Annotated in this window: 17 protein-coding genes and 1 pseudogene; 12 read left to right on the top strand and 6 right to left on the bottom strand. The window is 40.0% G+C overall.

The features are described 5' to 3' along the window. Positions 1–20 precede the first annotated feature (20 nt). From MHI53_RS13435 to MHI53_RS13420, 4 genes and pseudogenes are all read left to right on the top strand, one after another. The gene (locus MHI53_RS13435; RefSeq protein ID WP_061140346.1) at positions 21–335 is read left to right on the top strand and encodes a PTS lactose/cellobiose transporter subunit IIA; all 315 of its coding nucleotides are present in this window, start codon (positions 21–23) and stop codon (positions 333–335) included. Positions 336–350: 15 nt separating this feature from the next. Beyond that, positions 351–2,063 (top strand): PTS lactose transporter subunit IIBC, encoded by a 1,713-nt coding sequence (locus MHI53_RS13430; protein ID WP_340371507.1) that lies wholly within the window; start codon positions 351–353, stop codon positions 2,061–2,063. Positions 2,064–2,286: 223 nt separating this feature from the next. Beyond that, a complete protein-coding gene (locus tag MHI53_RS13425) occupies positions 2,287–3,456 on the top strand; it encodes a galactokinase (RefSeq protein WP_061140344.1) in 1,170 nt (389 codons plus the stop codon). Positions 3,457–3,845: 389 nt separating this feature from the next. Further along, positions 3,846–4,838, top strand: a pseudogene (locus MHI53_RS13420) (glycosyl hydrolase 53 family protein); the annotation flags it as partial. Positions 4,839–5,531: 693 nt separating this feature from the next. Here the strand turns inward: MHI53_RS13420 and MHI53_RS13415 are convergent. Next, the gene (locus MHI53_RS13415; protein ID WP_232732202.1) at positions 5,532–6,248 is read right to left on the bottom strand and encodes a GntR family transcriptional regulator; all 717 of its coding nucleotides are present in this window, start codon (positions 6,246–6,248) and stop codon (positions 5,532–5,534) included. A gap of 133 nt (positions 6,249–6,381) precedes the next feature. After that, on the bottom strand, positions 6,382–7,581 hold the full coding sequence (locus tag MHI53_RS13410) for an enolase C-terminal domain-like protein (RefSeq protein ID WP_340371506.1): 1,200 nt from the start codon (positions 7,579–7,581) through the stop codon (positions 6,382–6,384). Positions 7,582–7,898: 317 nt separating this feature from the next. Here MHI53_RS13410 and MHI53_RS13405 point away from each other — a divergent pair, with 317 nt between their 5' ends. Beyond that, complete coding sequence (locus MHI53_RS13405; protein ID WP_340371505.1) at positions 7,899–9,248, top strand: PTS transporter subunit EIIC; 1,350 nt, start codon at positions 7,899–7,901, stop codon at positions 9,246–9,248. A gap of 1,420 nt (positions 9,249–10,668) precedes the next feature. Here the strand turns inward: MHI53_RS13405 and MHI53_RS13400 are convergent. Next, a complete protein-coding gene (locus MHI53_RS13400; RefSeq protein WP_340371504.1) occupies positions 10,669–12,288 on the bottom strand; it encodes an ATP-binding cassette domain-containing protein in 1,620 nt (539 codons plus the stop codon). 541 nt (positions 12,289–12,829) lie between these two features. After that, positions 12,830–13,219, bottom strand: coding sequence for a nuclear transport factor 2 family protein (locus tag MHI53_RS13395; RefSeq protein WP_340371503.1), 390 nt, complete (start codon positions 13,217–13,219; stop codon positions 12,830–12,832). Positions 13,220–14,230: 1,011 nt separating this feature from the next. Between MHI53_RS13395 and MHI53_RS13390 the strand changes: the two genes are divergently transcribed. Then, positions 14,231–14,962 (top strand): hypothetical protein, encoded by a 732-nt coding sequence (locus MHI53_RS13390; protein WP_340371502.1) that lies wholly within the window; start codon positions 14,231–14,233, stop codon positions 14,960–14,962. A 312-nt stretch (positions 14,963–15,274) separates the two neighbouring features. Further along, on the top strand, positions 15,275–17,524 hold the full coding sequence (helD, locus tag MHI53_RS13385; protein WP_340371501.1) for an RNA polymerase recycling motor HelD: 2,250 nt from the start codon (positions 15,275–15,277) through the stop codon (positions 17,522–17,524). Between the two features lie 38 nt (positions 17,525–17,562). Here the strand turns inward: helD and MHI53_RS13380 are convergent, their stop codons facing one another. Continuing rightward, the gene (locus tag MHI53_RS13380) at positions 17,563–18,084 is read right to left on the bottom strand and encodes a GNAT family N-acetyltransferase (RefSeq protein WP_340371500.1); all 522 of its coding nucleotides are present in this window, start codon (positions 18,082–18,084) and stop codon (positions 17,563–17,565) included. 141 nt (positions 18,085–18,225) lie between these two features. Here MHI53_RS13380 and MHI53_RS13375 point away from each other — a divergent pair, with 141 nt between their 5' ends. Next, positions 18,226–18,417 carry a hypothetical protein gene (locus MHI53_RS13375; RefSeq protein WP_100531668.1) on the top strand — a complete coding sequence of 64 codons (192 nt, stop codon included), beginning with the start codon at positions 18,226–18,228 and terminating at the stop codon, positions 18,415–18,417. A gap of 73 nt (positions 18,418–18,490) precedes the next feature. Further along, a complete protein-coding gene (locus tag MHI53_RS13370; protein WP_061140335.1) occupies positions 18,491–18,904 on the top strand; it encodes a hypothetical protein in 414 nt (137 codons plus the stop codon). Positions 18,905–19,334: 430 nt separating this feature from the next. On the opposite strand, the gene MHI53_RS13365 is transcribed toward MHI53_RS13370, so the two are convergent. Further along, on the bottom strand, positions 19,335–20,522 hold the full coding sequence (locus tag MHI53_RS13365; protein ID WP_340371499.1) for a hydrolase: 1,188 nt from the start codon (positions 20,520–20,522) through the stop codon (positions 19,335–19,337). 278 nt (positions 20,523–20,800) lie between these two features. Here MHI53_RS13365 and MHI53_RS13360 point away from each other — a divergent pair, with 278 nt between their 5' ends. From MHI53_RS13360 to MHI53_RS13350, 3 genes are all read left to right on the top strand, one after another. Further along, on the top strand, positions 20,801–22,423 hold the full coding sequence (locus tag MHI53_RS13360; RefSeq protein ID WP_340371498.1) for a diguanylate cyclase: 1,623 nt from the start codon (positions 20,801–20,803) through the stop codon (positions 22,421–22,423). Positions 22,424–22,511: 88 nt separating this feature from the next. After that, the gene (locus MHI53_RS13355) at positions 22,512–22,895 is read left to right on the top strand and encodes a response regulator (protein WP_340371497.1); all 384 of its coding nucleotides are present in this window, start codon (positions 22,512–22,514) and stop codon (positions 22,893–22,895) included. Then, a complete protein-coding gene (locus MHI53_RS13350) occupies positions 22,870–25,734 on the top strand; it encodes an ATP-binding protein (RefSeq protein ID WP_340371496.1) in 2,865 nt (954 codons plus the stop codon). The genes MHI53_RS13355 and MHI53_RS13350 overlap by 26 nt, the downstream gene beginning before the upstream one ends. Positions 25,735–25,834: the final 100 nt, after the last annotated feature.

The raw sequence follows: 25,834 nt of genomic DNA, 5'->3' as shown, positions 1-25,834 counted from the left end.
CGCTATTGGAGGTTACTTATATGAATAAAGAAGAAATACAAATGCTCGGTTTTGAAATTGTTGCTTATGCTGGGGATGCTAGAAGTTCATTATTAACATTACTAAAAGAAGTGCGTGCCGGAAACTTTGATAATGTGGAGGCAGGCCTAAAAAGTGCCGATGAAAACTTACATCTCGCCCACAATGCACAGACGAAGATTCTATCGGAAGAAGCCGCAGGAAAAGATATGGATATAGGATTTATTTTCATACACGGCCAAGACCACTTAATGACAACTTTGCTTCTTCGTGAACTCATCCAAGATTTCATTGAACTCTATCGTAAAAACCGTTAATTTGGAGGGGAAGTAATGAACGGTGTAATCAAGCAAATCGAAAAAGGAAAACCTTTTTTTGAAAAAATTTCAAGAAACATTTATTTAGGGGCAATTCGTGACGGTTTCCTAGCCGCCATGCCGGTCATATTGTTTGCGAGTATGTTTATTCTTGTTGCGGCTGTACCGGAAGTATTCGGTTATACTTGGCCTGAAAATGTATCCACTTGGCTTTGGAAAGTGTACAACTATTCAATGGGAATCGTGGGACTGCTTGTTTCTGCCACAACGGCAAGATCTCTGAGTGAATCGGTAAATCGCAGAATGCCAAAAAATCAGTATATTAACTCTACTTCCACAATGCTCGCTTCCATCGTTGGTTTTTTAGTTTTAAGTGTTACTCAAATCGATGGCGGTTTTTCATCGGAATATCTCGGTACAAAAGGTCTTTTAGCCGCTTTTGTATCTGCTTTCATTACGGTCAATCTTTATAAGTTCTGTGCACTTAAAAATATAACGATTAAAATGCCAAAAGAAGTTCCAGGAACGATATCGCAAACGTTTAAGGATGTCTTTCCATTCGCCTTTTCCGTTCTTGCCATGGTTATCATGGATTTAATCGTTAGAGGTACACTTGGGGTCCCTTTTGCAGAAGCACTCGCTACTCTGCTGTCTCCGTTATTCACAGCTGCTGATGGGTACCTGGGAATCTGCATCATTTGGGGAATGATGGCACTATTTTGGTTTGCCGGGGTACACGGACCTTCTATAGTGGAGCCAGCTATTGCCGCCATTATTTACGCTAATGTAGCCACAAACTTACAGCTTCATGATGCCGGTGAGCAAGCATCCAACGTGCTTACGGTCGGACTTGGAAACTTTGTCGGTACTATGGGAGGGACCGGTGCTACCCTTGTCGTTCCGTTTATTTTCCTTCTTCTTGCTAGATCAAAACAGCTGAAAGCAGTCGGAAAAGCATCCGTAGTACCCGTGTGTTTTGCCGTTAATGAACCGCTTTTATTTGCTGCACCAATGATTTTAAATCCTTATTTCTTCATTCCGTTTTTAATGACGCCAATGATTAATGTTTGCTTGTTCAAGTTCTTCGTTGACGTTATCGGGATGAACAGCTTCATTTATGTCCTGCCATGGGCAACACCAGCACCAATCGGCTTAATACTTGGTACAGGTATGGGACTCTGGGCTTTGGTTCTTGCAATCTTATTAATCGTCGTCGATTTCCTTATTTACCTTCCGTTCTGTAAAGCCTATGACAACGAATTGCTGGCAAAAGAAGCAAAAAATGCTGAATTGGAAGCAGCTGTTGGAGTTTCCCGAGCAGCGCAACCTGCAATGGTCGGTGCAACAGGAACAGATACATTCGCCATCATGAACAACAATGCTCAAGTGGAGGAATCCGCACCAACGCTGGAGAAAAGCATCAACGTCTTGGTGCTGTGTGCCGGAGCGGGAACAAGTGCCATGTTAGCTAATGCATTAACGGAAGGCGCTAAACAATACAATGTCCCGATCACTGCATCAGCAGGTGCTTACGGTTCTCATTACGAGATCATGAAAGACTTCGATATGGTGATTTTAGCTCCGCAAGTAGGATCATATTATGATGACATTAAAGAAGACACAGACCGTTTAAACATTAAACTCGCTGCCACAAAAGGGGCAGAATATATCAATCTCACTAGAAATTCGCAAAAAGCCATTGATTTTGTCCTGGAACAGGTCAAATAAAAATGGAAGCGACAATGAATCCTCCAACAACGATTCAAGGCGGTGCCTAGTTAAACGAGTACCATATTAAGCTTTTAAAGAACGGAAAATCAATAATCGGAAAACGGAATGCACCTTAAATTTTAGACGAAAATCTGATATTTGGGGTGTATTTTTAATGGAAATAAGTCAATTGAACAAAGTCCTTGAACAAGGCAGGAAATAAAAAAGGTGGAGGCTTGGCATGGATACCACATTATTGAAAACAAAATTCAAAACCGTTTTCAGTCGACAAGACGGGGAAGTATTTTTTGCACCGGGGCGGATTAACCTGATCGGAGAGCATACGGATTATAATGGAGGACATGTTTTTCCATGTGCCATTACAATCGGAACGTATGCAGTAAGTGCAAAAAGAGAGGATAGTCAAATTCGATTCTACTCGGAAAATTTTCCGGAAATAGGCATGATTTGTTTTGACCTTTTCGATTTAGCTTACAGAAAAGAGGGTAACTGGACCAATTATCCAAAGGGCATGATCCGTTATCTCAAAGATGCTGGTCATGAAATCGACAGTGGATTGGATATTTTGTTTAATGGCAACATCCCGACCGGTGCTGGATTAAGCTCTTCCGCTTCAATTGAAATGCTGACAGGTGTAATCTTACGAGAAATATTCGCATTGGATGTTTCTGATCTTGATTTAGTTTTGACGGGAAAAAAAGTTGAAAATGAATTTATCGGTGTGAATTCAGGCATTATGGATCAGTTTGCCGTGCAAAAAGGAAAAGAAGATATGGCCATTTTACTGGATTGTGTAACCCTGGGCTACGAAATGATCCCCCTTGTTTTAGATGGATACAAAATAGTCATCATGAATACGAACAAGCGCCGCGAGCTTGCGACTTCAAAATATAATGAACGTCGTTCTGAATGTGAAGCGGCTCTTTCGGAACTACGGCAATACCGGAATGTGAACTCGCTTGGAGAACTGACATTGAAGGAATTTGAAAAGCTGGAAGGATATCTATCGAATGAAACGTTACGGAAAAGGGCGCGTCATGGGATCAGTGAAAACGAACGGACAGTACTAGCTGCAAAGGCATTAAAGGCAAACGAATTGAAAACGTTTGGGGAACTGATGAATGCTTCGCACAGATCATTGCGTGATGATTATGAAGTGACGGGCATTGAATTGGATGTGTTATCCGAAGCGGCCTGGGAGGAAGGAGCCCTTGGCGCAAGGATGACAGGTGCCGGTTTCGGCGGCTGCGCGATAGCGATCGTGGAAAGCGAAAAAACGGAAAGCTTCATCCAGAGCGTTTCAGCTAAATATCTCGGCAAAATAGGATATGAAGCTTCATTTTATATTGTGGATATTAGCGATGGCGCTAAGAAATGGAAGGTGGGATAAATAACGACAAATCCTAGGTGGTGCAGGTAATGTGGCTCACATGCAGTCATTCATTTATTGACAAAGGATAGGAAGGTTGGGGAGCGGTGAAGGGATCATTTGCAGACAGGCCAACGGGAAGCTGTACATGAAAAAAAGGGAGTTAAGCCGTTTTCCATAGTAAAGGTAAAACGGCAAAAACAAACGATAAGTTGTTCAATTATCATGGTTTTTCCGAGCATTGTACTAGTTACAGGCAAGTCAATAAACCGATGAATTGCTGTCATAGGAGGATGAATTTCATGTTGAAAAAACAGATAAAAGGTTTTATGGTAAACGTGATGGGCTTAGTTCTTGCTTTAACTGGCTTAGCTAGTGTAGATGTTTTCCATAAGGTGGAAGCATCGACTCCATTTGCATATGGAGCTGACATAGGCTGGATGAAGCAAATGGAAGATGGGGGCGTAAGTTGGGTCGATGACAATGGAAAACCAGCAGATTCTTTACAGATACTTAAAGATCACGGAATTAATTCCGTTAGGTTAAGAGTCTTTGTTAATCCGCCAAGTGACTATTATTGGTTAAAAGATGGAACAACTTGGACCATGCTGGGCTATAGTGACAAAGCAGGCGTGCTTGCTGCAGCAAAAAGGGCAAAAGCTTTGGGAATGAGGATAATGGTTGACTTTCACTATAGTGATGTTTTTGCAGATCCGGGTCATCAAATTAAGCCAAACGCATGGACAAGCTACACCAATACCCAGTTACAAACAGCGGTTTACAACCATACTTACGATGTCATGAACGAGCTAAAAAGTAATGGCATATATCCTGAATGGGTACAAGTTGGGAATGAGATGAACTCAGGGATCATGCTTCCAGATGGCAGTACTGACAATTTCAGTAAATTGACGGCGTTCCTTAATAAAGGCTATGACGCAGTTAAGGCTGTAAGCCCATCCTCCAAGGTGGTCAGTCATTTAGCACATGGGACTAACAACAGTCAATTCAGATGGTGGTTTGATAACTTCTTTAGTAATGGCGGTAAAACGGATGTTATTGGTGCATCTTTCTATCCATATTGGGATGGTCAGCCATATTGGGAGATTACCGATGATTTATCTTACAATCTGAACGACATGGCTTCACGCTATAACAAGGAAGTTATGGTTGTTGAAGTAGGTGGAGACGAAAAAAACCCTAAAGATTCTTATTGGACGATCAATGATACAATCAAGGTTGTGAAAGCGGTTCCGAACGGAAAAGGGATCGGAGTTTTTTATTGGGAACCCCAGGCTAACTCAAGTGTTCTTTCTGATGGTTATGCATTAGGCGCAACTACCGAGGTATCTAAAAATGTCCTGAAATATACAACGGCCATCGATGCTTTCAGTGATGCAGCTAAAGGATCGGCATCAAGCGGGAATCTTGTAAATAATGCCGGTTTTGAAACAGATGGAGCTACACAGAATCCAACAGGTTGGACCACTTGGTCAAATGGTAATGACCTTGCCAATTACACGGAAGCTGGCGGATATTCAGGAAGCTACAAATTATCTCATTGGAATAGCGTTGCTTATCAGGTTAGTACCCATCAAATAAAAACAGGCCTTCCTAATGGAACGTATACATTGAAAGCATGGGTAAGAAGCGGTGGTGGATTTAAAACGAGCCAAATGTACGTTAAGAACTTTGGAAGCTCAGAAAAAAACACTCCTATTCCGACAACAAGCACCTGGACTCAAATTACTATAACGAATATTCATGTAACGAACGGACAAGCTGAATTCGGTTTTTGGACTGATGCAAATGCAAATAACTGGATCAGTGTCGACAATGTGGAGTTTTTCAAAAATTGAAAAGGCATGATAAAACAATAAATAACTGAAATTTCGGTCTTTAACGGAATATGGGATGCTTTGTTCACTAGTGCTTTTTGTGGTGCCGGTATCCCATATTCACGAGACCATATTTAAAAATTCAGACATAGGCATGAGAAAAACAAAACAGTGGGCAGGTGGAAGGGAGTACGTTGTACCTATAAAGATTCCTTCGTACACTTGGGCCGGTACGGAAAAATGATTTAGTGAGAAATGTTAGGTTTTTCGGTGTTGATGACTATAAGGGTTAAACGGTGTAAAATAGGAACATGAATAATCTAAATTAATCATTTCACTATATTCAAACACTCTGCCATTTTGAAGAATTCCTCTGTTTATGATTTTCATCGCGGCAACCCCTTTCTTGCAATTTAGAAGCTCAGCATCCTCTTTGCTTACATTTACTGCGCTGTATGTTGTGATGAAATGAGATATTTGATAGCCGCATTGTTGTACATAGTCATGAACTGATTTTTTAACTTCTTCTTTATTAAGGTGTGGGAAAAAAGAGCATGGTAATCTTGAAGTTTCAATTTGCCTTTTTTGGTAATCGGCAATTCGAACCCGTTTATATTCCCATAATTTCTTCTGTTCTCCATTTATATCAAAAATTTTTTCAAATGTTTGATCAGGTTTAATCTTTTTAAGATAGATAATTTCGGATTGTATATCTTTGAATTTCTTTTCTGTTAATGAATTGTAAATTAATGGACTTTTATATTTTGTATCATTGACGAATATACCCGAACCTTGAATAATTCTGATACATCCAATATTCATAAGTTTTTTTAATGCCTCGCGAATTGTGTATCTGGATACATCATATTGATTTGCCAGATCCCTTTCGGTAGGGATTTTTTGACCAGCTTTATAAGTATTTTGATAAATTTTACTTAGAATATCATCTGCAATAAAATCACGTTTTTTCATCATCGATTACCTCAAGACAGATTGTTTTTTCTTACTGCATATAATATTAGCATAAAAGGATCCATTCGTTATCTTTCTTGTAATGTAAAACCCTTGAAGCGCATTGCTTCAAGGGTTTTCCTGCATTTTTATAACTTTATGGGGTATGGATGGTACCATTTGGAATACGAGCTTGAGTCCATTCATGTTTTCGATAAATGACTGGATATTCTTTTGCCATGTCTTCATTGAAATCAACACCGATGCCAACTTTTTCAATAGGATAAATATACCCGTCCACTACTTCCACTGAGTTAGGGAACATTTTTTTCGTAGTTTCATCAGGCTCTTGAATTTCTTGTATCGCTGCATTATGAAGGTGAATATTCAAGTGTGTATTCACTGCAACTCCAATAGGGGTCATATCCGATGGGCCATGCCAGGCAATTTGAACACCAAAATTTTCACATAGTGCAGCTAGTTTAAGAGCGGGTGTGATGCCCCCAATCTGTGAAACATGGCAGCGAATGTAATCAATTTGACGATTAACGATGAGATTTCTCCATTCAGTTGGGTTATTGAATAATTCCCCGGATGCTATAGGTGTAGTGCATTGTGATCTCAATTGAACCAACCATTCATTTTGATCAGGAGGTAAGATATCCTCTAAAAAGAATAGCTTATAAGGCTCTAGGTCTTTTGCCAATTGGAGGGCTTGGTTTGGAAATAGTCTTTCATGAACATCATGAAGCAAATGAATGGAATATCCATATTTTTCACGTAATGCTTTAAACATGGTCACGACATCTTTCATATAAATGTCTGGATCATAATATTCTCCTGCACTTAACTCTTTTGTTACGTGCATCGTATGATTTTTGCCGCCATAGAACCCCAATTGACAGCGAATATGGCGGTATCCTCTCTCGATCAAAGAATCAACATTGTTAAAGAGCTCTTCTAATGTTAATCCGTCAGCATGTGTATAGGCCGCAATTGCGTTTTTTGACTTTCCTCCAAAAAGTTGATAAAGGGGCATCTCGGCCAATTTAGCTTTAATATCCCATAAAGCCATGTCAATCCCTGCAATTGCATTGTTAATAACAGGACCATTTCTCCAATAAGAATTGACCATCATTAAGTGCCACAAGTCTTCAATGGCGTTCGCATCACGATCTATTAGAAGCGGTTTTAAATATTCATCAATCATGGTTTGAACAGCTAGAGGCCGTTGCTGGAATGTTGCACACCCATATCCAATAACACCTTTGTTTGTTTCTATTTTGACTACAATAAGATTATGTCTATTCGGGTTAATCACAAATGATTGTATATCTGTAATAAGTGTGGGTTCCAAGGTTGAATCTCCTTTTTTCATTAATTTCAATTATTCGTCAAATCAAAGTGAAATAATTAACTAGATTAAAACATAGTAAATATCCAACGTCAATTTGGTAAAGAAAGAAGGTCCGTTACGATAATTTACCATACCAATTTTCAAAAAACTGTGCAATAAATGTTGATAATATTGGATTTTTCATTATTTCATGGTTTATTTAAGCGTTTTCATTTATTTTTTTTATATGCTATCATAACCCTGTCAAATCGGAGTGAAAGAAAGAAAGTAATAGATTGAGATTTATCAATAATTTCTAGAAAGGGAATGATCCAAATATGAAAGATAAAGAGAGTGTCAAGAAAATTATAGAATATGTTGGCGGCCAAAAGAATATAAAGAAAGCTTGGCATTGCATGACAAGGCTGCGCTTTGATTTGTATGATAATTCTTTGATCGCCCATGAAAATGTAAAGCGATTGAGTGGTGTTATCGGAGAACAATTACAAAACGATCAATATCAGATAATAGTCGGGACAAATGTACAGCAATATCATTCAGCTTTAATGGAAGAAATAGGGATGGAAGGAGAAGAAGTTAAGAAAGAAAGTAGCAAGAAAAAAGGTCTCTTTTCACGATTGTTGGATGTTGTATCGGGTGTATTCGGTCCAATAGTTCCGGCAATCGCTGGTGCAGGCATGCTCAAAGGGCTTTTGGCAGGTCTAATTGCTTTGAATTTATTATCGAAGGATAATGAAACAATAATAATCCTAGACTTGATTTCAAGTGGAGTCTTTTATTTCTTGCCATTCTTTTTAGCTGCTTCAGCTGCCAAAATATTTAAAACAAATCAATATCTTGCCCTTGCTATTGCTGCTGGCTTTATGTATCCATCTTTAATTGACGCTGCTAAATTAGGTGAGGTAAGTCAATTTCATTTTATAGGTTTACCAATACCCGTTATTAATTACTCTGGTGCTGTCATTCCAGTCATTTTATCTGTGTGGGCATTAAGTTATATCCACAGATGGATTGATAAGTATATGCCAAACATTTTGAAAACTGTATTTACTCCTACATTAACTCTATTTCTTGCCATTCCTTTTGCATTGATCGTATCCGGACCATTAGGTAGTTACGTTGGTAAGGGATTAGCTTATATTATTGAAAGATTATTCGATATATCTCCCATCTTAGCAGGAGTTGTAATGGGCGGAGCGAGACCGATAGAAGTTGTATTTGGTATGCATCACGCTCTTACACCAATTGTGCTTCAAAACTTCGCGGATAAAGGATACGACATGTTAATGCCTATGATGTTTATGACAAACATGGCCATTGCAGGTGCCACTTTTGCAATGTTTTTTAAAGCCAATAGCAAAACTGAAAAGTCTATAATTCTATCAGCGACTATTTCTGCTCTTCTGGGCATTACAGAGCCTGCTATATTCGGGGTACTTATTAAAAATCGTAAAGCCTTCATAGCCTGTTCGATTGGTAGTGCAGTAGCCTCAACTTTTTTTGCTGCCATGGGTGTAAGAATTTATGGGTATATCCTTTCAAGTATTGTAAGTTTAGTCGCATATGTGGGCCCTTATTTTCCGTATGCGTTAATGGGAATCGTAATCGCAATAGGTACATCATTTGGAATATCTTTCGTCACTGTAAAAAAGACTCAATCAATATGAATCATAACTAATATCCAATAAGGTGATTTATAAGTGCTGGTGGGGGAGATGCCCCTTCGGTAGGGATTGGATTATACGGTATCATTTGCAACTGCTGGCTCAGCAAGAAGGCATACATACATTTTCCGGTGAGTGCAATCGATTCAATGAGAAAGGAAAGTATGTAAGAACCATAAAGAACAAAGAATTCTAGAAAGAACGTCATTTCAAATCCGGCTACAATCGTTGAAGAAGATAAAGAAGAACATGGGAGGTGTGAAGCTTGGAATACCATTTATAAAGCAACGCTAATTCTTCTTTCAATAAGGGGCGCTTGTCGAAGAAAGAATCTTTATCCAATCTTCACATCCAAAACTTTAAAAGCTTTTATACAAGGAGCATATCTAATTTATCATGAGCTTCCCACCGATATTTTTTAGATCTATTTTCTTATAAATAACCACCAACTGGTGTGAATTGGTAGGGGAGGCAGTAAAGAGGATACACACGTATAGTATCGGACACCTAGCAGAAAATTGCGGAAGCTTTTGAACAGTTCGGCCATATAGCAGACAGCATTTTGAAATTACTACCGGAGTATACTAAACTCATTTTGTAATATCGACAACATTAATGTTGTGAATAAAAAAGGAAGCTATGTAATGGCGGATCCTAATATTCAAAAGTTACTAAAAATATCTTCGGGCAATGAATTCATACACTTGCTTGTTTCTCGGGTAAGCGCATTAGACTATTAGCAGCCATCATAACATGAATACGGAAGCAGTCTAGGAGGAAGAGGGTACGGAGATTAAAAGCTTGGAGGGCGGGGAAAAAAGGGTATCGGAATGGCTCTTTCATTCCTATACCCTTTTTTGAATTTGTTGGATTTGAAGCAGTTAAGAATCAAATTATAAGATCCTCAAGTGAAACGGAGTTTGCCTTCAATCTCAGGTAAGGGCATTCAGATGTCCTTACCTTTCATTCTTAGTCAACAAATATGGTCATCATATTCAGGTTTGAGGAAATCTAACATTTGTTGCTTTTGCTGGGAGTAATGAAAGCAATTAAAGTAAAAGGAAAAGTCATCAAAAAAGAGTGAATTTTTTTCGTCAAAGGCAAATGCGCGTAAGAAATCAGATATGATCCGCTCTTGATCGACTGAGTCAAACAGTCCCGATACATAAAATTGATAATTGAATTTATCGTATAGGAAAAAATTTCCGGTATCTTCAAATATATGTTTCACTGAGTGCCCATCCAAACCAACCCACTCCTTTCTTCACAATATAGCTTTAAGTCAATGATTTTATACAGGACTCATCTTTGGTTTATTATTATATTTCAAGTAGATCATTTTTTATACCTTCAATAAGTGGGTAGGCAGGCATGGAGGTGAAAAAAAGCACATCCAATGAGGATGTGCCGCTTGTAATGAAGCTTATTTGTACATTTCAGCCACTTGTTTTTGCAATTGGCTATTATCCAGATACTCATCATAACTGACTTGCTTATCGACCGTACCTTTTGGTGTAAGCTCAATGATCCGGTTCGCAACAGTTTGGATGAACTGATGGTCATGAGAAGAGAAGATCATCGATCCTTTAAAGGCGATCAACCCGTTGTTCAATGCTGTAATCGACTCTAAGTCCAGATGGTTTGTCGGTTCATCAAGCATAAGGACATTGGATCCGCTTAACATCATTTTCGAAAGCATGCAGCGGACTTTCTCGCCCCCTGAAAGAACACTTGCCTTCTTCGTCACTTCATCACCAGAGAATAGCATTCTCCCTAAGAATCCGCGCAGGAAGCTTTCGCTTTGATCATTCGGGGAATATTGACGAAGCCAATCGACAAGAGTCAAATCGACGCCTTCAAAGAATTCGGCATTATCTTTAGGGAAGTATGCCTGTGAAGTCGTTACACCCCACTTGAAAGTACCTTCATCCGGCTCAATTTCTCCAGCCAAAATTTTGAACATGGTCGTTTGGGCAATCTCATCTTTGCCGACAAATGCAATCTTGTCGCCTTTATTCATCGTGAAGCTGACGTTATCCAAGATTTTGATGCCATCGATCGTTTTCGAAATTCCATCAACCCGCAGCAGGTCGTTCCCGATTTCACGCTCTGGTGTGAAACCGACATAAGGATAACGGCGAGATGAAGGCTGGATATCATCCAAACTGATTTTATCCAATAATTTCTTACGCGATGTTGCCTGGCTCGATTTGGATGCGTTGGCGCTGAATCGAGCGATGAAATTTTGCAGCTCTTTAATTTTTTCTTCTTTTTTCTTGTTCGCATCTTGAGTCAGTTTAAGGGCAAGCTGACTGGATTCATACCAGAAGTCATAGTTCCCGATATACACTTTGATTTTACCGAAGTCAAGATCGGCGATATGTGTACAAACTTTGTTAAGGAAGTAACGGTCATGGGAAACGACGATAACGGTATTTTCAAAGTTGATCAAGAACTCTTCCAGCCACTTGATCGCTTTTAAATCCAGATGGTTGGTAGGCTCATCCAGCAATAGAACATCCGGTTTGCCGAAAAGCGCTTGGGCAAGCAATACTTTCACTTTGTCGCCACCGGTCAATTCAGCCATTTTCTTTGTATGCAGTTCTTCTGTAATGCCAAGTCCCTTTAAGAGGATGGATGCTTCAGGTTCCGCTTCCCATCCGTTTAATTCGGCAAATTCACCTTCAAGCTCAGCAGCTTTCATACCGTCCTCGTCCGTGAAGTTTTCCTTCATATAGATGGCATCTTTTTCTTGCATGACTTGATATAATCTTTCGTGACCCATGATGACAACTTTAAGTACTTCCTCTTCTTCATAAGCGAAGTGATCTTGCTTAAGAACGGCAAGGCGTTCGCCTGGCCCCATATGAACATCACCGGATTGTGCTTCGATTTCACCGGAAAGGATTTTTAAGAAAGTGGATTTACCTGCACCATTTGCACCAATAAGCCCGTAGCAGTTACCAGGCGTGAATTTTATATTAACATCTTCAAACAGTTTACGATCGCCATAGCGTAAACCAACATTATTTACAGTAATCATTTATTTACATTCCTCCAAAATACTTTTGTTTCAACGTTTTCAACACAAGTTTGATTTTTTTCTCTGTTTCACATAAAAGACAGTTTACGTTCTTGTAGCTTTTAAATTTTAAACTGTGCATCATTTAAATTGTATCTTATTTCTGTCAAAAGTTAAAGGTTCATTAGCAAAAACCGATACAAATCATCTAAAAATTTAATGCACAAAGTGCGGAAAGGCGTATTTGAATAACTATCCTAACGTTTTTCATGTGCTTTAACGAATAGTAATGATAGAAAAATTTACATTGCTAATTACGATAAGAATGGCAAAAAAGAAGCTTTCAAGGAAATGGAAGAAGTGTTCTTGGCTGCAAGGGAAGGTAATATCTTTTGAGGGAATGAAGAAGTCGCTCCCCAAACGCAGCCGATAAGGGGACTTACAACGGTGCAATAGAAGGCAAGCCCAATAAGAAAAGGGCCTAAGCAGCTGTAAATAAGCAGGCATTTATGGATTCGCTTAGCAACAGGAAACTTCCGCTTTTTGAAATTATAGCTCTAATCTATCTATTGATTAAGTCTGTGCCATATGAATTGTCGATTGCGCAAAGCCATTCACCTTGTGAATTTTTCTTGAATACGTAAGTTGCCCTTCTATCATTTGAATATTTCGAATCCGTTTTATCGGCATGGATTAGCGTTTGCGAAATAACCAAAGCTGTGTCTCCAGCTTCCAAGATAATCATTTCTCCCTGAGTCGGTACAAGAGTGTTATTAAAATAGTTTGCAATTTTAATAAATGCTTCTTTGATCTCCTCTTTACCTCTTGCAATCATATCAGGCTTTACAACCAAAATCGCATCCTCCGTATAGTAATTCTTCAGAGTATTAAAATCTTCCTGTTGTATGGCGTGGTCACACTTTTTGATGAATTCCTTTAATTCATGTTCCATTATATATTCCTCCTCCATTGTTATTTGTGCAGTTTTCGTTTTTTGTGAGAGTGTTAATCGACTTTGTTCAGCACGCAAATCTGCGTCATCCTCATAATTCAATCAAGGTCACATGGGGGCTTTTGTGAATCTCTTTGATTTTACCATTTTTTCTCTTTATAAGCATGTTGAAAACACGACGTAATTGTCCAACTGAAAATTCTTCAATAGCAGGACGAGGGAATTTGCCTTAATTGGAACTTTTCATCTGTGTCCAGAAAGACTGTCTTTTTTGTTCCAAGCAAAGCATTGAATGGGGGTGCATCAAAAATTCGATTTGGGGAGAAGACTGGGTCTAGTTCTTCCATGTAATGAACTTGCGATTTGCTGTATTGAAGCAACAAGTCAACACAATTTCAGGGTGAAAAAATGAAAAAAACAAACGCTTAAAGAGAATAAAGTTAGAGGGGATTTGACTTGAAAAAGAATGCGGGGGAAGTGATCGGAAATTTCCCTTTATCATTATTTTTAATCTTCAATATATAAAGGTACAAAGACTCATTGTAATATGCTTTTAAATCAGTATTATAAATAATTGTGACTTATGTAATGGGAGGAACATTCATGGTTGACTGAGCAGGGTTTTAGGATGTGCACGATATGTGTAATTGTTGATAGTTACCAAATTCCTTAGGACGTCCGCCACATTTTTCGCTGGATGGTTTTAGATGGATGCAGAAGCATCATTGAAATAGTTTCAATTATAGGAAATATAGACTTCTAGCTTTATATTGTCACGTGATAGGGTCAGTTTAAGCCGATGGAAATTTAACGTAATGGAATGCGTTGAACAATATGGGGATTTATATAAAATCAAGAAACTTGAACGATATGTAATTAGCTGTTTTGTGCCATTCAAGGCTCTTTTTTTATTTTCATCGTTAAATTGAAAAAAAGGAATGCAATGTAATTGTTATTCGAATAGGATCGGTACATTCGTTGCGGGATTAAGAATCATTTGGAGGAATTGGAATGGGTTTATTTACAAGTAAGATTGCGGCTGGTGTTGTACTAGGGAGTTTTACATTGGCTGGGGCTGGATTGGTATTTACAGGTACTGGGACATTGCAGCAGGCTACGGATTTTGTTAAAGAAGCAGGAAGCAAGTTAACTCAATTCGAAGGAAATGAGAAAATATTGGTGAGCAAGATCAATACATTGCGGGATAGTGCTAATTCTAAAATTAATGAAGCGAATTCCATCATCACCGGGAAGAAAGCCGAGATCAATAAGTTAAATGAAAATATCAAAAGCATGACCTCGGAAAAAGATAATCTAACAGCGGACATAGCTTCCCTTAAACAAGATATCACAGGTCTACAAGCAAACTTAAAAGATTCCAACACGAACTTGGAGGCGACCAGGACGGCTCTTAATACTAAGACTAATGAGTATAATAGCAAAGTTGCGGAGTTGAATGCAACGAAAGAAAAGATTGCTAATTATGAAGGTTTACTTAAATATGCCGAGCAAAAAGCTGAAGAAGCTGATAAATTAGTGGCACAGCTTGAAAAAGAGATACAGAAGGCCAATGCAGAAGTCAAGGCACATGGTGAGGCAGTGAATAGTGTCAAAGAACAAACCAAAGATGACCAGCCGCTAAGCCAGAAGGAACTTGATGCATTGGATACAACTCTAAAAGATGTCAATTCCGGAGCTGCTGAAACTAAACCTACGGGAACGGGAGAGGGTTCCACCAAATAACGTTTACAATATGCTGATAAAGGGGCGGAGGTGCTTTCTCCGCTCCTTTGTTTTTGTTTATAGAACGAATCTTCATGGTCCCCTCATTAGGCCGTAGGCTCCCTGTTCAACTTATGCTTACTACCCCATCGAAATCTTCCTCCTACCTGAGTCTTCTGGATCCTGCAGCAGTCAAAGCATACAACAACTGAAAAATTGGAAAATTCATGTATTTAAATTTGTCAACCATGAGGTTTTCTGATAGTATAAATGTCCATTTCATCTAGGCATCGGTTTGATTATTCGTTTAAATCGGAAGGGAGAGTGAGGGAGTTGGGAAGTCATCCCGATTTTGAGAAGGAGCGACAGAGGCTGGATTTTACAAAACGCTATATCGATGTCGTCATCAAAACCTCAGAAACGAGCAAAGATCAATTTCAACGCAATATGCAAGAAGCTTTTGGTGATGCAGACTGGTCTGAATCCGGCTTATATTCTCAATTGCTGACGACAGCGAACTTTTTTGAAATGTCCAAAACCGAGCTTGAGAGTTTACGGAAAGCGAGTAAAAAGCCTTATTTTGCTAGAGTCGATTTTGAAAGAAATGATGGCAGCAGCGGTGAGATGCTTTATTTCGGAAAAACCTCCCTTTATCAAAGGGAAAGTCAGGAGCAGATCATCGTCGATTGGCGATCACCGATTGCCAATCTTTATTACGAGGGAAGAATTGGCGAAATTGAGTACGAAGCCGAAGGGGAAACATTTAGCGGCAGCATCACGTTAAAGAGGCAGCTAATGATCGAGGAAGGTGTCCTGGAAGACGTAAGGGACATCGATTTAACGACAACGGATGAACTGTTGCAGGAATCCCTTTCTAAAAGTTCAAGCAATCGGCTGACTGATATCATTACGACGATTCAGGAAGAACAAAATAAAATCATCCGCGCGGACTTGAACAAACCGATCATTGTCCAGGGAGCGGCCGGCAGCGGTAAAACAACAATTGCTTTACATCGGATATCCTACTTCATTTATCACTACAAAGACATGTTCGACCCACGGCAATTGATGATCCTGGCTCCGAACAGGGTTTTCATCGATTACATATCTGAAGCATTGCCTGAATTGGGTGTTGAAAAAGTAAAGCAGTTCACTTTCGCCGAATATGTCCAGGTGGCGATAGGTAAACAAGTGAAGCTCGCGCCGGATGATAAATTAACGCGATTGCTGGAAAAGGATGACGAAGAAACCAAGATCGCTGTTTGGATATCAGGCTTGAAGGGAACCCCTGCGTTTAAAAATATTTTGGACGAATATATAAAGGATATTTTCAGGGGATTTCATCCGGATGCTGATTTTTATTGTGATAAATATCGCCTCTATTCTTCTAAGAAGTTCATCAGATTATTGGAAGAGGATTATTGGTATTTGCCTCTATACACGAGATTGGATAAATTGAAGGCCATTTTACAAAATGAAGTGAAACGGAAAAAGAAAATCATACTTGAGAGGGTCACGGAGTTTTATGAGGCCAAAATTGAAAAGGCACTCTATAAGAATATCGATCCAGTCATACGTAAGGAATTCGTTACAAAATGCCACGATAAAAAGGAAGAGAGGATCCGGCAGGCCCAAAAAGCGATCCGAACTTCTGTAAAAGCCTATTTCAAGCAATTTCAAATGAAAAACCTCTTCCAATACTATCAGGAATTGTTCGAAGACCCAGAGCGGCTGGTCTCGTACAGTAACGGCAAACTGACTTTGGAAGATGCCGGCACATTATGCAGCTACAATCGTAAATCATTTTCCATGAAAAGCTATGAAACCGAGGATTTGGGTGCATTATTATATCTTCAGGAGCGGCTATTTGGCGTCGCCAAAGAAAATAAAGCAAAAAATGTCGTCATTGACGAGGCGCAGGATTATAGTTTCATGCAGTTACAAGCGCTCAAGACGGCAGTGGATACTGATATGTTCACATTGGTAGGTGACCTGGCACAAGGCATCCATTCATATCGTGGCTTGCAAACATGGGAAGAGGTTCACAGGCGTATTTTCCCGCGGGCGACCTATACGGAATTGCAAAAAAGCTACAGGACGACCGTCGAAATCATGAACCAGGCTAACCGAGTTCTTCAGTTGCTAACCTACGATTTCCCTGAAGTTGAACCTGTTGTCCGTCATGGCAGGGAACCTGAATTCATCTCCATTGATAAGGATGGGTGGGAAGAAGAATTGACCGAATTGATTGAAACACTTAAAGGGGAAGGATTCAAAACGTTCGCGGTAATTGCCAAAACGATGAAGGATTGTAAACTGGCGAACGATAAACTAAGTGAAATCAATCAAGACTTCCACCTAATAGATGAGGCGGGAAGCATCCCGAAAAATAAAACCCTTATCGTTCCCTCTTACCAAGCGAAGGGGCTGGAATTCGATGTTGTATTTGCCATATCGCTGGAGGAAACGTACGGCACCGAAAATGAGCTTGACATCAAGCTGCTATACGTCACGATGACAAGGCCTTTGCACCGTCTCTATTTTTTAGGACGGAAGAAAAACGCTTTCCTTATCGAGCCGTAAGATGGCCTGGCTGGAGGATGCCCAGCCTCCGGGAAGTTTTACAAATGAACAAGGATATCCTGGATATCATCCCATCCATATCCTACTTCGATTAGCTCGATTCCGGCCATTTTAACCGTTTTTTCAGCAATGACGTGACCGCCTAGCGCTTCGTAAAAACCGCATGAAGGATTATCCTTCAATGCCCAGATGATTAAATTCTTATGGCCCATTTTCATAAGTTCATCGATGATGGATTTTACCATTTGCCTGCCCAGTCCCCTTCGTTGATAGGTTTTCAAGAAGTAGATGGCATATACTTCACCTTGAATATGCGGGTCTTTTGTTTGTTCAGGCCCGCCTGAAGCGAAACCGATGATTTCCCCGTTGGAATTTTCCGCTACAAATGTGGCATTATGGAGCATTTTTAAATTCCTTTGCCAATTTTTCATCCTGGTTTCGATATTCAATGAAGCTAGATAGTGATGTGGCAGGATTCCTGCATAAGTAGATTGCCAACTGCTTATATGCACATGGGCTATACCCTTTACATCTTTCTCCGTCGCTTTTCTTATTTTCATGAAAAGTCCCCTTTGATTTCATTGTTTTTACCTAGAATATCATGGTAAAGGTGAATAAGCATTTAATTTATGTTTATAACTACCTTAGAAGGGATAAGAAATAAAAGAGCAATTCAACGAGATGAAGGGAAGGATGAGAAGATGACATTGAAAGTTGGTTTTTATTTTCCAGGAGGTAAAGAATTAGAGCATGAGGTTGAGGGTGACGATTCAACTCAAATGATTTCAAATATCCAAAAGCACCGTTATTATAATTTAGTTAAGGGCGATTGCCATTATGTCGTGGATACGGAAAAGGCAGCTTATTTTTCCGTAACGGAAATATCGGAGTAAGGGTGAGCCGCATTGGACTTTTGTTCCAATGCGGTTTATTCTTTTTAGTATCGATATAAAGGAGTTTAGGCCAATGAAGATCAATTTCACGAAAAAACAATATGAAACCTTATTCAAAATGGTTCAATACGGATATTGGGTTGCTTCCGATACGGAAAATAATAAAGAGTTCGGTGAACTGGAGCAGTATATCAATTCCCATGCCAAAGATTTCGGCATCGAAGGGGTTCAATTTGAACCGGAGTATGAACTATACGATATAAGCAGGGAATTGGAGGATCAGCTCCATAAAGTGATAGACGAATATGAAGAAGGAGTCTTCCAGGATAAGCTTGCCTATCATATGGCTAGAAAGGAGTTTATCGCTGAATCGGAAAAACATGATTACAATCAAGAAGAAGCGATGAAACGGATCATGGAGCTTGAAGAAAAGTATCACCTTCATATTGAAGAGCACGGCATTCAGAAATTGAAGATAGAAGAATAAAGGGAAAGAGGGCGGGTGGCCCTCTCAAACTGAAGGAACTTTCGGTGAATTGCAGTTTGTTTTCAGGTTTTTAAGATAAATATTTACCTATTCCATTCCGGTTTGCTTGAAAACGAAGATGGACTCCTGCTTGCCCATATTTTAGAATATTGTACGAAGACCGTTGTTTTCCACTGTGGGCACTGCACTGAGCATCCCGGAGGTTACTGAAAAAGTGTCCCACTGAATAATTAACAGGAATCCTTATCAACATATAATGAAAAAAAGAAGTTGATTATCTACATCCAGTAGGTATTCAACTTCTTTTTTTCTTGATTATGCGTTTATCCGTGCCCTCGCTTTGCGCCTAACTGGTTACGCTTGGACGAGCATTCCTAACCATTTCCATCCACATTGGATGATTTTAGGCGATTGTTCCTTTTGGGTTTGTTTATTCGGCGGAATTAGGACTCCATTTTTCGATAGTGAACTGATAAAAGGCATGCAGATCATTTAGTGAGCTAAACCCTGCTTGGGCGGTCTGTTCACTTCCGCCGCCTTTCCCGTTAAAGAGATTAAGCTCGGCTTTGAAATATTGTCCGCAATGTATGGGCAGCGGTCCGCTGTTGGATAGAATCATTTTTTGATCCTTCTTGGAAGCTAATAATACAAGCACTTTTTCTTTTTTTATTATCGTAGCTGCTAAATATTGCAATTCTTTCAGTGAGCTTTCTTCGAATAAATGATGGATGAACCCTTCCTGATTTCCAGTAAGCAAGGAGTCAGCCAGGAATTTTGCATTTTCAAGCTTTAGGTTTTCATTTTCCGAAAGCAGCTGTTTGTAGTCATTGTCCATTTTTTCGACTCGATTGAAGATTTCAGTGCGTCCGGTATTGAATTTATTTGATAGGGCCGAGAGGGTGCCTAGCCCTTCGGAGTAATCTTTCAATGCCCTGGAGCCGCATTTGAAATAGAGGCGGGTATGGTCCTTCTGCTTCTCGGTTTTGAGGATTTTTATCAAACCAATTTCCCCAGTTCGTTCAACGTGGGTTCCGCCACACGGGTTATACTCTATCCCTTCGATTTCGACAATGCGGATATTCTCGGAAACCTTAGGCATCTTTACGACAGCAAGTGTCTGTAATTGCTCCTTGGTGACGTAATATGTGTGCAGTTTGCGATTATCGAAGATATATTGATTCACCTTTTTTTCAGCTGCCGCCGTATGTATTTCAGTCCAATTGGCTTCGGTTATATCGATGGTCAAATACTCTTTGCCAAGATGGAAGCTGACTGTATTCGCATCGTAAAGTTCCCGGCAGACAGCTGATAGGAGATGCTGGCCGCTATGTGATTGCATGTGGTCGAAGCGGCGGGACCAATCCAGTTCACAGTGTACAGTCCTTGAATTTGGCTTTCTCTCAAGCTTATGAAGAATGCTTCCATCAGTGCCTTTCATTACGTCAAGAACGGGGAGGCCATCGATGGTTCCTGTATCCGAAGGTTGGCCGCCTCCTTCTGGAAAGAAGGCTGTTTCATCAAGTGTGATATAGTAATGGTCATTCTCCTTGAAGCACCCCAGGATCTCGGAATCCCATTGAGCGGTCTTGGGGGATGTGTAATACAATTTTTTTGTCATGACTGTTTCCCTATTCCTTTCTGTCATTATTTAAATTATATCATCGAAATCCCTATTTTTGAAAAGGGGAAATACCTCGCAAGACAAGTAAATAAGGAATTTTCATGAAATATTTTAAATAAATTTTGCAAGATGGCGATAATCTATTTATAGACAAACTTTTATGATGTAAAATATTCCTGAAAGTATATACTTTAGACCTAAATGACGTTGAACGACAAACAATTACTGGTCTAAAAGGCTTATTTGCATTTGAAGAAAGGGTCAAGTGATTAGAAGTGAAACTTGTAAATATGGACAAATACAAAAATAGCTTATTTGGAAATATAAAAAACCAACTTTCAGATTGGCTGGAGCTTGAAGATGTTCAAACGATCCCGGAGGATGAAGTATTCCGTTTCTTGCATTCCATCAAAGGGACCGCGGGAACGCTGCAATTATGTGGACTTATGGCAATTACGGAACAGCTATTAGAAGCCACGGATGAAGAAAGTGGCCGAGTATGGATTCCAACCGAACTTAGGAATTTCCTTTTCGAGCTTATTGAACATACATACGAATATGAGCATTTTGATGAAATTGAAGTAAAGGGAAAATCGGTACGTGATTCCCAGGCCCCGCTCATCCAGATCATTGACGATGATATTTCCATGCTCATTTTATTGAAGGATCTTCTGGAGGAACAGGGATGGATGGTGATCACGAATGCCGATCCCGTCAAGGCGACCAATCAATATTTTGAAATGCAGCCAGATTGCCTAATACTTGATATTCAACTGCCTGCAAAGGATGGGTTCCAAATCCTCCAGGACATTCATTTGCATAATGAGAAATATTTCATTCCAAAAATCATGATCAGCATCCAGAACGATAAGCCAACCAGAATCAAAGCATTCAAGATGGGAGCGGATGATTTCATCGGCAAGCCGATCGATATAGATGAGTTTATCGTCAAGATGGAAAGACATCTGCAGAGGAAGAGGATTTTTGATCAGTCGGTCCTGATCGATGAGTTGACGCAGGTATATAACCGAAGATTCCTTGAAGACACGCTGCCGCGCTATTTCAATGACTATAAGCGGTCAGGACAGCCTTTTACGATCAGCATCATTGATATAGATCACTTTAAACGAGTGAATGATCGGTATGGGCATGCGGTCGGGGATTTCGTACTGGCAGAGTTCGCCCAATTCATAAAAAGCAAGATCAGGAGCTCGGATTTGATCTGCCGCTATGGAGGGGAAGAATTCGTCCTTATTTTTCCTGATACTTCAAATGTACAAGCCAAGAATAAGCTAACAAGGTTAATCAAGGACTTTTCCGCAAAGGAATTCACCCACGAGGGGCAGCCTTTTTCGGTTACATTTTCTGCAGGAGCATTTACGGTTGAAAATGAGCAGGTTACACCAAAGGAAGCACTTGAGGAAGCGGACACTTCTTTATATGAAGCGAAACGAACAGGGCGTGCAAAGGTTGAAAGTATACAGCAAACCCGGTTTAACAAAAAATTTCTTAATGTGTCCGTAATCGATGATGACATCATTATCCGGACCATCTTGACCAAAGCATTGCGTTCGCTGCAGGTACCGTACTTCGATTTGGATATTGCCGTTTATGAAGACGGCCCTTCATTCTTGAATTCCGATCGAGCCAAGGAAGACGTGGGGCATTTTTTAATTCTTGACGGTGTAATGCCGATCATGGATGGAATTGAAGTGCTGCAGAAAGTGAAACAGGGAAGCAATGCGGATTTTTATACCGTATTGATGCTGACGGGAAGAAAAAGTACGGATGATATTGCCAAAGCGTTGACATTGGGGGCCGACGATTATGTAACCAAACCCTTTAGCATTACTGACCTGAAGTCGAGGATAGAGCGCCTGTTGACAAAGCTCATCTAACAACAATGAGATGATAGAAAGGCGCCAAAGTATGGATCGTTCATGCTTGACGATGTTAAACGTAAACCACCCTTAAGGAGATTGAATGATGAAACGAATTTTATTAGCGGAAGATGAAGAAGTGTTACGAATGCTGGTAGTGGACACACTGGAGGATGAAGATTATGTGGTTGACGAAGCGGCAGATGGGATGGAGGCCGTGCAGCTTCTCAAGCACCGGACATATGACCTGATTATTCTTGATTATATGATGCCAGGGTATACTGGTTTGGAGATCATTGAAAAAATCCAGTCTTCCGAAATACAAGCACAAGGAAAAATCCTCATGTTATCTGCCAAAAGCCAGCAATTTGAGCAAGAACGAGTATTGGAAGCAGGTGCGGACTATTTCATGGCCAAACCATTCAGTCCGTTAAAGCTAATCGAAAAGATAGAGGTCATTCTGCATGAAGCTGAATCCATACATTACTAAAAGTCTGTCAAGGCAGGTCGTGTCTTTGATGACGGGATGCATCATCCTATTCATTGCCGGGACAGGCATATTATTTTTCCATTTGCAGTCTTTGCACGCTGAATATATCCAGCACCGGCAAAGCATTGTCGGAAAACAATTAGTAATTGAAGATATACTCGACCAATATCATACGGTCTTTTTAAATTTGACAGCCTATAATTCACTTGATAAAGATGGGTTAAAGGAACAATCCACCCAAGAGGAAATTTCGATTCGGGAAAATATTGAACAGTTTAAGGCTATTGCTCATTCCAAGGAAGATAGGGTCATGACCGATAAGCTTGACAATTTTACCAGTTATTATTTTAGCGAAGCTCTCCCGTCCTTATTGGATTCCCCCGAAAACAACGGTGGCACACACATGGCGCAAGTTTCGGATTTTCGCAGCCTGATAAAATCATATTTGGGCAAGCTGACGGAGAAACGTGATGAAAACGTGAAGGATCTTACAAAAGAACAGTCCATCCTTCAAGGCGTATTTGTCGGATTCGTTCTTATTTTCTTATTCATCTTCCTGTTCATAGTCAGATCGATTATCAAGAATATCGGTAAGCCACTTGCCGATTTCTCAATGGCAGCCAATGAGATTGCTGCTGGTCGGGAGGCTGTCATTTCGGTCAATGAAAATCGCAGGGATGAGCTTGGGGCTTTGTCGATCGCCTTCAAAAAAATGTTATCCAGCGTTCAGGAAAAAGAGCAGGAATTGATGGCGCATAATGAAGAGCTGCTGGCACAGCAGGATGAACTGCAGGCCCAGCAAAATGAACTGCAAGTGACACTTGGGATCATAAGGGATAATGAACAGAAGCTAACAAGGAGAAATGAATTGATCAACGGGATATCCTCCACATTGGATAAAAACGAAGTATTGAAGAGCATTGTCTTTAATATGAGTAAGATCATTTCGGCTGATCGCGGGATGATTGCTTTAGTTCATGAAGATGCATCTTCTTCATTTGGAATTTCGGATAATGGCGTGAAGCAATTCCGAAACAACATCCACAGTGGTTTGAATTATCGTTTGCTAGAAGAAAAGAAACCCTTCACGATAAAAAGAGAACAATTGGACGCGGAGAAAGGGTATCACGAAAATACGAATTACAGTTATGATTTATATCTTCCCGTTTTATCCACGTTTCAAGAAGTAGACGCCATCATGGTTTACAGCAGATATGGAACGCCATTTAAGGATCAGGAAGTGGAAGAATGCGAAACACTGGCCAAGCAAATCGCCACGTCTCTTGACAAAATCAAGCTATACGAGCAAACCGAAGGTAATCGAAAATTAAATCAAGATATTTTGAACACGATAAAGGAAGGCATCCAGTTGATCGATCAGGATGGAAAGGTTGTGCAGGTCAATCAGCCCTTCTGCGATATTTTTAAAACCGGTTCAACCCCTGATCAAATCATTGACTTGCCATGGGAGAAGTGGAGTGCTGAGTTATCTGAACAAATGGAGGGGGATAGATTTTCCCGCTCGTTGGAGGAAGCGATTCAGCATCTTGAAGAAGCCAATCATGAACAACGCAGCTTCACTTTTAAAAAGAAAGAAACGAATCAGGTCATAAAGGTTTATTTCGAAGCTTTGCGCTATCGTGAAGAGGGTTTTGGGACTATCTTGGTTTATCGGGATATAACGATGGAATATGAAGTGGATCAAATGAAATCCGAATTCGTCAGTACGGTCAGCCATGAATTAAGGACTCCGCTTGCAAGCGTCCTTGGTTTTACCGAATTGATGCTAAATAAACCATTGAAGCCGGAAAGGCAGACAAAATATCTGCAGACGATCTACAATGAAGCGAAACGGCTGACAGCACTTATCAATGATTTTCTGGATGTTCAAAAAATGGAGTCGGGCAAACAGGTTTATGAAAAAAAATATGTGGAGGTCCTTCCATTGCTCCAGAAGGTCATCGAACACTTGGAAATAAATACAGCACACCATGATATTCAGCTTCAAGTGGAAACGACTGACGTGATGATTTTGGGAGATCGGATAAAGATCGAACAGGCCTTTACCAATCTTCTAAGTAATTCAATCAAATATTCTCCTGATGGCGGCAGGATATTGGTACGGGTTTATAGCAGCAAGGAAATGCTTTCCATTGATATCGAGGATGAAGGGCTTGGCATTCCCGAAGAATCACTGCCCCATTTATTTCAGAAGTTTTATCGGGTCGATAATTCAGATCGCCGCAGAATTGGAGGCACTGGACTGGGACTGGCAATCGTTGATGAAATCATCAAATCGCATGGAGGTCAGGTGACGGTGGTTTCACAATACGGAAAAGGGAGCACATTCACCATTTCTTTCCCTAAGGTTACGCAAAAGGAAGCGAGCTCGAATCATGATCGGCAATCGATAAAACTGAGCTATGAAATCATGGTAATCGAAGACGATATTAATTTGGCGGAACTATTGAAATATGAATTGATGGATAGCGGGTTTCATGTGAATTATTTCAATAGTGGGAGAAAAGCCTTCCAGGAACTGAAAAAATCACCGCCTGACGCCATTGTGCTGGATATCCTTCTTGAAGAAGGAGAGATGGATGGGTGGGGCATTTTAAGGGAGTTAAAAGTATCCGCTGGCTTGAAGGAGATTCCCGTTTTCATATCGACCGCACTTGATGAAAGGGAAAAAGGGCTTTCCTTGGGGGCCAAGGATTACTTAGTTAAACCTTACAAGCCGAGCCAATTATCGAAAGTGATCATGCATACGTTGTTAAGCAATCGTAAAAAAGGGCAAATCTTGATACCGCATTCCTGTAATGAAGGGGACCATGAGTAAAGAAAAAGCAGGAATGGGTATACATAACAACAAAAAGATGATAAATTCAATGATGTTGGAAAAAATAATTAATGCCATATAATTGTAGGTAAAGGTACGT

The sequence above is a fragment of the Peribacillus sp. FSL E2-0218 genome, from assembly GCF_037992945.1.
GTDB classification, from domain to species: Bacteria; Bacillota; Bacilli; order Bacillales; family DSM-1321; genus Peribacillus; species Peribacillus simplex_B.
This window is presented reverse-complemented; position numbering and strand designations above follow the sequence as displayed.